This window comes from Streptomyces sp. N35 (genome assembly GCF_016464295.1).
In the GTDB taxonomy this organism is placed as follows: Bacteria; Actinomycetota; Actinomycetes; order Streptomycetales; family Streptomycetaceae; genus Streptomyces.
In genome coordinates, this window is the sequence record NZ_JAEIMH010000035.1 from 30,934 (window position 1) to 42,750 (window position 11,817).

An 11,817-nucleotide genomic window follows, 5' to 3' on the forward strand; every position below is an offset into this window, starting at 1 on the left:
GCCCGCCCAGGGCCTGTCTCCTTGATCCCCGCGGATCAAGGAGACAGGCCCTACGCCAAAGGCCGCACCCCGGTGGCTGTTTCCGTCGCGGCCCGCCGGGCCCCCGGCAGCCGCACCACGCCCCGCCCCCGCGCCGCCTCCAGGACCGCATCCGCGACCTCCACGGTGCGCAGCCCCTCCGCGAGCGTCACGATCCCCGTGCCGTCCTTGGCGTCCTTGCCGGCCACGGCGTCCCGGAACGTCTCGTGCTCCACGAGCAGCGGTTCCCGCTTGGGTGTCGCGAAGCGGATCATGTCGCCCTCGCTGACCCCGCGGAAGGCCGCGATGGCCTCCCATTCGGTGGCGACGGCCCCGTTGGCGTGAAAGGTCAGGTCCGCGGTGAGGGTGTCCGCGACGAAGCAGCCGCGTTCGCCCGTCACCGCGGTGAAGCGCTCCTTGAGCGGGCTGAGCCAGTTGACGAGATGGCTGACAAGCGTGCCGTCGGCGAGGTCCCCGGTCACCATCACCATGTCCTCGTGCGGACGGCCGGACTTGGTGAGCGTACGGGCGGACACGCTCGTGTAGGCCTGGCCGGTCACCCAGGCGGTGAGGTCGATGTCGTGCGTGGCCAGGTCCTTGACCACACCGACATCGGCGATGCGGTGCGGGAAGGGCCCCTGGCGGCGGGTGACGACCTGGAACAGCTCACCGAGTTCACCGGCCTCCAGGCGCCGACGGAGGTTCCGCAGCGCCGGGTTGAAGCGCTCGATATGGCCGACGCCGGCCACGAGACCGGCCTGCTCGAAGGCGTCGACGAGGCCGCGCGCCGCCCGCGGGCTGTGGGCGAGGGGCTTCTCGATCAGGGCGCACACACCGTGCGCGGCGAGCGCGAGCCCCACCTCCTCGTGCAGGGCCGTGGGGCAGGCGACCACGGCGTAGTCGAGGCCGAGAGCGAGGAATTCCGGCAGCGTCGCGACGACCGGCGCGCCCCGCGCCGCACCGTGCGGATCGCCCGCCGGGTCCATGACGCCCACCAGCTCCACACCGTCGAGGCCGGCCAGGACGCGCGCGTGGTTGCGGCCCATCGCTCCGAGGCCGACGAGTCCGGCCCTGAGCGTGCTCATACGGTCGCCTCCGGTTCCGCCATGACCTCGTTCACGGCCTCGGCGATCCGCCGCGACTCCCCTTCCCCGACCCCGGGATGGACCGGCAGCGAGAGCACCGCCTCGCACGCCCGGTCCGTCTGGGGCAGCGGCGGGCGCGCCGGGTCGTCGTACGGGCGGAGGCGGTGGATCGGAGTCGGGTAGTAGACCGCGCAGCCGATGCCGCGCTCCTGCAGCCGTGCGGCCAGGTCGTCCCGGCGGCCGTCCGGCACCCCCACCGTGTACTGGTGGTAGACGTGCCGGGCGCCGTCCATGACCTGCGGCGTCCGTACGCCCTCCAGGAGCGAGTCCAGGGTCTTGGCGTTCGCCCTGCGCCGCTCGGTCCACTCGGGAAGCCGCCCGAGCTGGACGCGTCCGATCGCGGCGGCCACATCCGTCATCCGCATGTTGGCGCCGACGATCTCGTTGGCGTACCGCTGCTCCATGCCCTGGTTGCGCAACAGCCGCAGAGTGCGGGCGAGTTCGGCGTCGGGCGTGGTGATCATGCCGCCCTCCAGGGCGTGCATGTTCTTCGTCGGGTAGAAGCTGAAGGCCGCCGCGCCGCCGAAGCTTCCGACGGGCCGGCCGTGCAGCTGGGCGCCGTGGGCCTGGCAGGCGTCCTCGACGATGGCGAGGTCGTGGCGCCCGGCGAGCTTCACGATGCGGTCCATCGCGGCCGGGTGACCGTAGAGATGGACCGGCATCACGGCCACGGTCCGCGGCCCGATCACGGCGGCCGCCGCATTCGGGGGCCGGCAGTACGTGACGGGGGCGGTGTCCGCGAAGACGGGGTCCGCGCCCACCCGACGCACCGCGTTGGCGCTGGCCGCGAAGGAGAACGAGGGCACCACCACCTCGTCGCCGCGGCCGATACCGAGGGCCATCAGGCTCAACTGGAGCGCGGAAGTCCCGGAGTTCACCGCGACACAGTGCTGCCCGCCGACGAGCTCCTCGCCGAACTCCTCCTCGAAGGCGGCCACTTCGGGCCCCTGGACCACCCGTCCGCTGCGCAGCACGCGTACGGCGGCTTCGATCTCGGCTTCGCCGATCACCGGCCGCGCGGCCGGGATGGCAGGGGCTGACCCGCTCATGGGATGGGCTCCGATTCGGCAGCTGGGAACGCTGGGGAGAGCCAGGTGGACTGGCTAGCTCTCAACTGCCGCTGGACACCGGATGTTGTGACCGCCGTGCGGCGTTCCACCCCAAGTGATGATGCATACGATGAAACGACCCGCCGGGGATACGGCTCACGGAGCTCACACCCCGAACACCGCCCGCACCACCCGCTCCGACGCCCGCCCGTCCTCGTAGGGACAGAACCGCGCCCGGAAGGCCTCCCGCAGCTTGGCCGTCTCCTCCGTGTCCCAGCCGCCGTCCCGCAGCAGCGCGATCAGCTCGTCCTCGGTCCGTGCCACCGCGCCCGGGGTCTCGCCCGCCGCACCGGAGAGCAGGTCGAAGTAGGTGCCGCGGGCCAGGCGGTAGGCCTGCCAGTCGGGGGCGTACGTGATGATCGGGCGGTTCAGGCACGCGTAGTCGAACATCAGGGACGAGTAGTCGGTGATCAGCGCGTCGGCCGCCAGGCACAGGTCCTCCACCCGGGGATGGCCCGTGACGTCGAGGATCTGCGGGTGGGCGGCGAGCTCCGCCGAGGAGCCGTAGAAGTAGTGGGCGCGGACCAGGACGACGCAGGAGGGGCCGAGCGCCCGGACGAGCCGGAGCAGGTCGAGGCGGGGCAGGAAGCCCTTCTGGTAGTCGCGGTGGGTCGGCGCGTAGAGCAGGACCTTGCGGCCCGCCTCCACGCCGAGCGAGGAGCGGATGCGCGCCACGTCGTGCGGGGTCGACGTGAAGTAGACGTCGTTGCGCGGATATCCGAGCTCCAGGGCCTGGTACGCCGACGGGTAGACCCGTTCCCAGATCTCGGTGGAGTGCGGGTTGGCGGAGAGGCTGTAGTCCCACTGGTCGGTGTGGTCGAGGACCTTCTGGAAGCTGATGCCGTGCGTGCCCGCGGGATAGCGGCGCTGGTCCAGGCCCATCTTCTTGAGCGGGGTGCCGTGGTGGGTCTGGAGGTAGACCTGGCCCGGGCGCTTCACGAAACCGCCGGGAAAGGACGCGTTGTTGATCAGATACGTGGCGCGGGCCATCGTCTGCCAGTAGCGGCGTGAGCCCTCGATCACGTACGGGACGCCGGTGGGGACCTTGTCGCGGTGGCGGCTGCTGACCACCCAGACGCCCTTGATGTGCGGGGCGAGTTCGCGGGCCTTGTCGTAGACCGCGAGGGGATTGCAGGCCAGGCCCCGGTTCCAGTACGCGCTGTAGACGGCGAGGTGGGGGTCGAGGGCGCGGCGGCGGTCGGCGCGGTAGGCGAGCTTCATCACCCGCGCGCGCAGCCGCTTCTTGTGCCGCGCCATCGCCGAACGGGCCGCCCGCACCCGCCCGTTGGCCGTACGCAGGGTTTCGAACGCGGTGTACGAGCCGGCGGCCAGGGCCCGCTGGGCTTCCCCGGACGGTTCGTGGCCGGCCGGACGGTAGGTGCGGTGCAGCCGGGCGGCGGCGCGGAAGAAGTCGGCGCGGTCGGCGGGGCGGATCCGGCCCGGGTCGGCCAGGACGGTGAGCAAGTGATCGACGGCGTACGGGAAGAGACGCCCGCCGGACGGTGAGCTCAGGAGCCGCTCGTAGCGGTCCGTGATCGCGAAGTGGGCGCGGCCCGGTGTGGTGGAGTGGCTGCCGCCGCGGCGCAGCCGCCAGCGGACACAGACGCGGTCGAGCAGGCGCAGCCGGTCGCCCGCGAGCAGCGTCGCCCGGTGCACGGGGATCACGTCCTCGTACGGGCCGTCGTCGAAGCGCAGCCCATGGGTCAGCCAGAACGAACGGCGGATCACCCGGTTCCACGCGGCCGGTGTCACCGCGAGCGAGTCGGCTTCGCCGGAGAGCCGGTCGCCGCCGGGCCGTACCGTCTCCCACCAGTCGACCCGGTCGTGCCCGAAGAGCAGGACGTCCGCCATCACGTCCAGGGCGTCGTCGATCGCGTCGAGGGCCCCGGGGAGCAGCAGATCGTCGCCGTCGAGGAAGAGCAGGAACTCGCCGTCCGCGTGCTCGGCACCCGCGTTGCGGGCGGCACCGGTGCCGCTGTGCCGTTCGAGGCGGACAAGACGGACGCGTCGATCACGTTCCGCATACTCCGCGGCGATCGCGGCCGAGGCGTCCGGCGAGCAGTCGTCGACGACGATCAGTTCGAACTCGCGAAAGGACTGCGTGAGGACGGATTCCAGGCATTCGCGCAGGTAGCCCTGGACTCGATAGGCGGGTACGACAACAGAGAAGCGGGCCATACCTCACGAAGGTAGTCACGTGTGCGGGTGCTGTCGAAGACATCGCAGGCCGTTGCGGAAAGGTTCCGTTTGGGAAGTCGGCGGCTGCGGTGTGCCTAATACGGCAATAGACCTCGCTCGGGTCACTCGTTCCAGGTAATGAGCGACAGGGGGTTGACGAAAGCGGGCAAACAGGGCGGACGGCACCACCGGTCTCGCTCTGCGCAGAAAGGTCCGCCCCGTGCAGCACACGCCCGCTTCTTCCCTGCCCCGTCTCACCGTCGTCGTCCCCGTCTACAACGTCCAGGACTACCTCGAGGACTGCCTGCGTTCGATCGCCGGCCAGACCCTCAAGAGCCTCGACGTCGTGCTCGTCGACGACGGCTCCACCGACGACAGCCCGCGGATCGCGCGCGCCTTCGCCGCCCGCGACCCGCGCTTCAGGTATGTCCGGCAGGAGAACGCGGGGCTGAGCGCCGCCCGCAACACCGGGGTGCGTCAGGCGGATCCGCAGGTGGAGTTCCTGACCTTCGTGGACAGCGACGACATCGTGCCGCACGACGCGTACGAGCGGATGGTCGCGAGCCTGGACTCCTCGGGCTCGGACTTCGTCAGCGGGAACGTATGGCGGCTGAACGAGCGCGGCCGGCAGCAGGCCTGGCAGTACAAGTGGCTGACGAAGGACCGCACCCGCACCCACATCACCCGCGACCCCGAGCTGCTCGCGGACCGGGTGGCCTGGAACAAGGTGTTCCGGCGCGCCTTCTGGGACGCGCACGAGTTCAGCTTCCCGGAGGGGCGGCTCTACGAGGACACCCCGGTGATGATCCCGGCGCACTTCCTCGCGGGGTCCGTCGACGTGCTGAGCGACCACGTCTACTACTGGCGGGTGCGCGAGGGGTCGATCACCCGGCGGCGCACCGAGGTCAAGGGGGTGCGCGACCGGATCGCCGCGTGCGACAGCGTGAGCCGCTTCCTGAGCGAGCGTTTCCCGCAGCACAAGCGGACGTACGACCTGTCGTGCCTGCGCGACGACTTCATCTACTTCCTGGACGGCCTGCCGATGGGCGGGCCCGAGTACCGGGCGGCCTTCCTCGAGGACACCGCCGCCTTCCTCGCGCGCGCCGACTCCTCGCTGACGCGTGAACTGCCGGTCGATCTGCGGATCAAGTGGCAGCTGGTACGGGAGGGACGCGCCGCCGAACTGATCGAGCTCCTTTCGTACGAGCAGCGCAACAAGGCGGCCTTCGAGGTACGCGAGGGCCTGCGCAAGCGCGCCGTCTACCCGGGCATCGAGGGCGTGCCCCGGCGCCTGTCCGGCCTGAAGAAGGGCGAACTGCCCGTCGTGGCGCGGGTGAACGAGGCCCGCTGGGACGACGACGGCAAGCTCCGGATCAGCGGATACGCGTATGTCCGCAACCTCGAAGCCACCCGCCCCGGACAGTCGCTCAAGGCCGGTCTGCTGAAAGCCGCGCACAGCCGCGGCCAGTTCCGCCGGGTGGCGACGCGGACCGTCCCGCGGCCGGAGGCGACCGTCAACTCCGGGCAGCAGCTGCACTGTTACGACTACTCGGGCTTCGAGATGACCATCGACCCCGAGCAGCTGAAGACGGGCGGCCGCTGGCGCCCCGGCAACTGGCTGCTCGGCGTGGTCGTCGCCGGCCACGGCGTGGTGCGCCGGGCGGCCGTGCGCGCCCTGGACGGCGCGTCCGCGCAGTCCGTCGTACGGGAACTCGGCGACGGACTGCGTCTCGTGCTCGGCTACTCGCAGGGGCGCCTCGTGCTGCGCGTCCAGGAGTACGCGGCCCGCGTCGAGGGCCATGAGCGCGACGGCGACGACCTGGTGCTGCGCGGCCGGCTGCGCGGGACCGCGCGGCCCGAGAAGCTGCGCCTCACGCACAAGGAGCACACGTACGACTATCCGCTGGCCCGCGCCGGTGACGAGTTCACGGTGCGGGTGCCGCTGATGGATCTGGAGCAGGTGCCGCCCACACCGCATCGCGCGCCCAAGGAGGTAGAACCGCAGCACGGCGACCGCTGGAGCGCCAACCTCGTCCTGCCCGGCGGGGACCTCAAGTCCCTTGCGGCGAGCGCCGATCTGCCGCCCGGACGCTATGCCACCGGCCGCGCCCGCTATGCCGTGGGGCGCGAGCTGTGCGCGACGGCCAACGACAACGGGCAGCTGGTCGTCGAGCTGACCCGGCAGCCCGTCGCCGACGTGGCGCACTGGCCCGACGAGGGCGTCCTGGTCATCGAGGGGACCGCGGCCCAGGACAGCTGGGGCCCGGCCGAACTGGTGCTGCGGCACAGCACCGACCTCACCGAGGTGACCGTCCCCCTGGAACGCCCCCAAGCTCTCGGCTCCTCCCCCAGCCTTCGGCCGGGAGGTGCCCCCGGAGCAGAGGGTGCCCCCACAGCCGACCGCTTCCGCGCCCGGCTCGTACCGGCCACCGCGCACGGTGGCCTGCCGCTGCCCGAGGGCCGCTGGTATCTGTTCCTGCGCGAGAAGCACGAGGCGGGCGACGGGGTGCCGGTGCGTGTCCTCGCCTCGCTCGGCGCCGCGCTGCCGGCCGCCCGGGAGTGCGACGGCCGTGAGTTCAGCATCGGCCGGCGCTTCGGCGACCGGCTGCTCATCGACTCGGGACCGGCCCTCGCGGCCACCGACCGCGGCGCCTTTGGCCAGGCCCGGCTGCGCACCCGGCACTATCCGGTGCAGCGCGCCCTGCCGCTGCACGACACGGTCCTCTACCTGGACGGCGAGTCACCCCGCGCGGTCCACGAGGAACTCCTCGTCCGCGGCGCCGAGTCGGAACACCTCTGGGTCACGCGCGACCAGCAGACCAAGGTCCCGCCGACCGCCCGCGGCATCGCCGAGGGCAGCCGCGAGTGGTACGAGGCGCTGGCCCGCGCCCGCGTGATCGTCACCTCCGGGCATCTGCCCGACTGGTTCGAGCGCCGCGAGGGCCAGCGGGTCGTCCAGACCTGGCAGGGCACCCCGCTCAAGCGCGTCGGCCTCGACCTCACCGACACCCTCTACGCCGACCACTCCCACCTCGACGTCCTGCCCCGTCTGTCCGCCCAGTGGAGCGTCCTGGTCTCCCCCAGCCGGCACGCCTCGTCGGTGCTGCCGCGCGCGCTCTCGTACGAGGGCGATGTCCTGGACGCCGGATCGCCGCGCAACGACGTCCTGTTCGCCGAGGACCGCGGGAAGATCGCCGACCGGGTGCGCGCGGAGCTGGGCCTGGCCCCCGAGGACGACCGCCGGATCGTCCTGTACGCCCCCACGTACCGCGACCACCTCGCCCACACGGCGGGCCGCTTCCGCTACGAACCGGCCCTGGACTTCCCGTCCCTGGAGCGTGCGCTCGGCGACGACCACGTCCTCCTTGTGCGCCGCCACCCGCTCGCCGCGGGCCGGCTCCTGGGCGCGCACGCCCCCTTCGCGCGCGACGTGACCACCTATCCGAACGCGGCCGAACTCCTGCTGATCGCCGATGTGTTGATCACCGACTACTCGTCGCTGATGTTCGACTTCGCACACACCGGCCGCCCGATGCTCTTCCACACCTACGACCTGGAGCACTACCGCGACACGGTGCGCGGCTTCACGCTCGACTTCGAGGCGGCCGCACCCGGCCCACTGCTCACGTCCACCGGCGAGATCGTCGAGGCACTGCGCGACCTGGACACGATGGCGGCGCGACATGCGGACGCCTACGCCGCGTTCCGGCAGGCGTACGGGGATCTGGACGACGGGCGGGCGGCGGCACGGGTCGCGGACTGGATCTTGGCGTGAGCCGGACGGACCCTGCCCTCCCCGCAAGCCGGACAGACCCCTCCCTCCCGGGGGCCGAGCCCTGTCAAGGCTATCGGCGCCCACTGACAGCCGGCCTCGCCCGCGGCGCGACCGCCGTCATGGGCGGGCGCCGTTCGCTGCGCCCGAGTCCGTATCTGGTCTTCGGGACGCTGTTCTGGGTGCTGATGTCGGCGGCCGCCTGGCGGGTGCCGATCTGCTGTGACTTCGGACAGCACGCGGCCGTGGTCGAACGGCTCAAGGCCGATCTGTTCGACCCGGCGCACCCGATGGCCGCGGCACCCGGCGACGGCAGCGCGTACTACTCCCCGTACGCGCTCCTGCAGGGCCTGTTCGCCAAGGTGACCGGGCTCGCGGGCTGGCAGGTCGTGAAGCTCTCCGGGCCGGTCAACCTCCTGGTGCTGCTCACCGGACTCGGCCGCTTCATGAGGGCGCTGACGCCGAACCGGTGGGCGCCGCTGCTCGCCCTGGCCTGCATGGTGCTCCTCTGGGGCACCAAGATGGCGTGGTGGAGCGGGTACTTGGGCCTGATGTCGATGACCGGCCATCTGCCGTTCCCGTCGACCTTCGCGATCGGTCTGACCTTCTGGGCCTGGGCGTTGACGGCCCGGCTCGCGCGCAACGGCGGTTCGCTGTTCTCGTACGCGGGGCTCGGCGCCCTGTGCGGCCTGATCCTGCTGGTGCACCCCGTCTCCGCGACGGCGGCGGCCATCGGCGTGGCCGCGCTGGTGCTGGGCCGGGCCCGATGGATCGCGCCGGGGTGGGCTCTCACTGTGGCCGTCGCGGGATTGCTCGTCCTGGCCTGGCCCTACTACTCGGTCTTCTCGCTCGCGGGCGACAGCAGCATGGACGCCATGCACCGCAAGCTCTACACGGCGTTGCCGGAACGCCTCTGGCTCGCGCTGCTCGCCCTTCCGGCCCTGGCGGCCAGATGGCGGCGGGACCGGCGCGACCCGCTGGTGCTGATGTTCGCCCTCGGTGGACTCACCATCGCGTACGGCTGGGTCTCCGGGCACTACATCTACGGCCGGGTCATCCAACTGACCATGATGTCGCTGCAGTTCGCCCTGGCCATCGAGCTCACCGGGCCACGGCCCTGGACCTGGGGACGACGGGTACTCGCCGCGGCCTGCGGTGCGGGGATCGCGCTCAGCTTCTTCTCGGTCCAGGCGGGCGCGGTGGTCCCCCGCGCGCTGGATCCGGTGGGCTTCGACCAGCCGCCGCGCTGGCCCTCGTACTCCTGGGCCGCGCGGCACATCGCACCGGGCGAGGTCGTGCTGACCGACAGCGACCAGGCCTTGCGCTCGCTGCCCGGCTACGGTCCGAACCTCGTGGCACCCCCCTGGCCGGACTCCTCCATGGCGGAGCCGGAGCGCGCCCTGCGGAAGCAGGCGGTGGCGCGCTATCTGACGCCTGGCGCCACTCCTGCCGAACGGGCCGCGATCGTCCAGCGGTACGGCGTGCGCTGGCTGCTGCTCACCCCCGAGCAGCGGATGCCACGGGAGGCGGTCGTCGTGGCGTGGGGGCCGCGAACCGGTGAGGTGCTGGCGCGGGTGCGCTGAGCGGGCGGGTGGGTTGAGCGGGGGTGGGCTGAGCGGGGCGGTGGGCTGAGCGGGCGCGGTTGGGCGGTCGGGCGCTCAGCCTGTGCCGTGCGGGTGCAGCGGCGGCAGCTCCAGCCGTTCACCGGTGCCCGGCGCGCCCGACGAGCCCTGCGGCACACCCGAACCCTGCGGCACACCCGACCCCTGCGGCACACCCGACCCCTGCGGCACACCCGAACCGGGCGGCCCCGCCCAGCCCACGGTGCCCTGGTCCCGCTCGCGCGCCTTGTTCCTGTCGTACGCCTCCAGGACCGGATCCACCACGGGCACGGGCTTGCCCGCCGGCCAGTCCACGGGCCGCTCCGGCGCTCGCCGCACGTACATCCGCAGCACTCCGCTGCGCTCCTTGAACTCGCCGCGCAGGACGAACTGCTCGTTGATCACCGACAGTTTCGCGGCCTCCGTCGCCGAGCGCGGGTTCCAGGACGCGGCGGTCACGCGCGGTTCGGCGAGCACCCAGACACGGTCGAGGTTCGCCAGCCGCCGTCTCAGTTCGATCGGACCGGTCTCCGTGCCGTAGAGCGTCCCGGACGCGGCCGGCGTGGTCCGCAGCGCGAGGTCCTGCGTACCGGCGAAGCCCGCCGGGTACGTCAGCGCGACGCGCCGGCTTTCGGACGGCAGGAACAACACCGGGTCGCCGGGCCCCAGTTCCCGTGCCGCCACCCGCGCGACCGCTGCCAGGTCGTCCGGCCGGCCGTCCGCCGAGGCGTTGATCCGGTGCTCGGGCAGCTGCCACAGGCAGGCCGCGGCGATCGCCGCCACACCGGCCAGCGCGGCCGCGGCGCGATGCGGCGGGTGCCCGGCCGGCAGCAGTGCCCGCACGACGGGGGGGCGGCGCTCCCCGCCCCCCGCCGCGAGCAGCGGCACCCCGGCGAGCGCGAACAGGACGTATCGGCGGTGGTAGAGGGGTGTTGTCTGGGCGACGGCGAGCAGCAGGGCCGGCGGCACCAGGGTCAGCGGCAGTGCCAAGGCGCCGAGCGAGATCCTGCCCCGGCGCGGCAGCGGCGCGTTCAGGGCGGCACAGACCAGCAGCAGCACGACGGTGACGACCAGCGGGGACGGTCCCGCGAAGGTCCGCAGCAGTTCCTCGACCCTGTCGATGCCGGGCGCCTCCAGCCAGGCCACCTGCCCGCTCTGCCCGGCCGTCAGGCTGATCAGCGGCAGCAGCGCGGTGAGCGCGGCCGCGGCGGCGACCGCCCAGGCCCGCCACAGGGCGCCGTCGACCCGCCGCCAGGACACCGCCAGAGTGACCGCGTGCGCGGCGAGCAGCAGGGCCGCGAACTCGTGGAGATACGCGGTGCAGCCCACGACCGCGCCGTAACGGCACCAGTCGCGGGTACGGCCGAGCTCCACCGCGCGCAGGAGCAGGAGCGTCGCCGCCGCGGCCCCCGCGCACACCAGCGCGTACGAGCGGCCCTCCGTCGCGAAGAGCCCGGTGGCCGGCGTCACCGCGTACAGCAGACCGGCCCAGAGCCCCACGCGCGCCCGCGCCAGACGGGTGCCGATCATGGCGACGAGGCCCGCGGCGACGGCGGCGGCGAGCACCGACGGCAGCCGCAGCATCACCTCGCCCGGGTGCACCTGGAGCACGAAGTGCATCAGCAGGTAGTAGACGCCGTGCACCGCGTCGGCCGAGCCGATCAGCTGCGAGATCTCGGGCAGCGAACGCCGTGCCACCTGGAACGTGGCGCTCTCGTCCCGCCACATCGATCCCCGGTCGAGCCCCCACAGGCCGACCGCGAGCGCCGCGAGCGCCGGCACCGTCGCGGCGGTGGCGGCCGGGCGGACGAGCAGCAGCCGGGCCAGCGTGCGCAGATGTCCGGACGGCACGGCTGCCCCGGCCCGGGCCGTGGCCGTGGCAGCACGGTGCACGGAGGCGGTCGGAGTGCCGGTGAACGCGGAGGCCTGCGTGCGGTACATGGAGTGGAGTTTGTGCGATTAACTGCCGATTGCAGCGTATTGACGCCCTCTTT

General features: G+C 72.5%; 6 protein-coding genes. 2 read left to right on the forward strand and 4 right to left on the reverse strand.

What is annotated here, in order from left to right:
* Positions 1–50: 50 nt before the first annotated feature.
* The 3 genes from JAO81_RS20280 to JAO81_RS20290 form a co-directional block, all read right to left on the reverse strand.
* Positions 51–1,103, reverse strand: a complete 1,053-nt coding sequence (locus JAO81_RS20280; RefSeq protein ID WP_199549309.1) for a Gfo/Idh/MocA family protein — start codon at positions 1,101–1,103, stop codon at positions 51–53.
* The gene (locus JAO81_RS20285; protein WP_199549310.1) at positions 1,100–2,212 is read right to left on the reverse strand and encodes a DegT/DnrJ/EryC1/StrS aminotransferase family protein; all 1,113 of its coding nucleotides are present in this window, start codon (positions 2,210–2,212) and stop codon (positions 1,100–1,102) included. Before JAO81_RS20285 ends, JAO81_RS20280 begins: the two co-directional genes overlap by 4 nt.
* 165 nt (positions 2,213–2,377) lie before the next feature.
* Entirely contained in the window at positions 2,378–4,450 is a 2,073-nt protein-coding gene (locus JAO81_RS20290; protein WP_199549311.1) for a CDP-glycerol glycerophosphotransferase family protein, read from the reverse strand.
* A 220-nt stretch (positions 4,451–4,670) separates the two neighbouring features.
* Between JAO81_RS20290 and JAO81_RS20295 the strand changes: the two genes are divergently transcribed.
* The gene (locus JAO81_RS20295) at positions 4,671–8,225 is read left to right on the forward strand and encodes a CDP-glycerol glycerophosphotransferase family protein (protein WP_307813506.1); all 3,555 of its coding nucleotides are present in this window, start codon (positions 4,671–4,673) and stop codon (positions 8,223–8,225) included.
* A 119-nt stretch (positions 8,226–8,344) separates the two neighbouring features.
* On the forward strand, positions 8,345–9,805 hold the full coding sequence (locus JAO81_RS20300; protein WP_199549312.1) for a hypothetical protein: 1,461 nt from the start codon (positions 8,345–8,347) through the stop codon (positions 9,803–9,805).
* A 75-nt stretch (positions 9,806–9,880) separates the two neighbouring features.
* Here JAO81_RS20300 and JAO81_RS20305 read toward each other — a convergent pair whose 3' ends face one another.
* Positions 9,881–11,764, reverse strand: a complete 1,884-nt coding sequence (locus tag JAO81_RS20305) for a glycosyltransferase family 39 protein (RefSeq protein WP_233415653.1) — start codon at positions 11,762–11,764, stop codon at positions 9,881–9,883.
* Between the last annotated feature and the right edge of the window lie 53 nt (positions 11,765–11,817).

Coding starts and splice junctions, on each gene's coding strand:
- JAO81_RS20280 (WP_199549309.1), bottom strand. CDS start 1,103: ATGAGCACGCTCAGGGCCGGACTCGTCGGCCTCGGAGCGATGGGCCGC.
- JAO81_RS20285 (WP_199549310.1), bottom strand. CDS start 2,212: ATGAGCGGGTCAGCCCCTGCCATCCCGGCCGCGCGGCCGGTGATCGGC.
- JAO81_RS20290 (WP_199549311.1), bottom strand. CDS start 4,450: ATGGCCCGCTTCTCTGTTGTCGTACCCGCCTATCGAGTCCAGGGCTAC.
- JAO81_RS20300 (WP_199549312.1), top strand. CDS start 8,345: ATGGGCGGGCGCCGTTCGCTGCGCCCGAGTCCGTATCTGGTCTTCGGG.
- JAO81_RS20305 (WP_233415653.1), bottom strand. CDS start 11,764: ATGTACCGCACGCAGGCCTCCGCGTTCACCGGCACTCCGACCGCCTCC.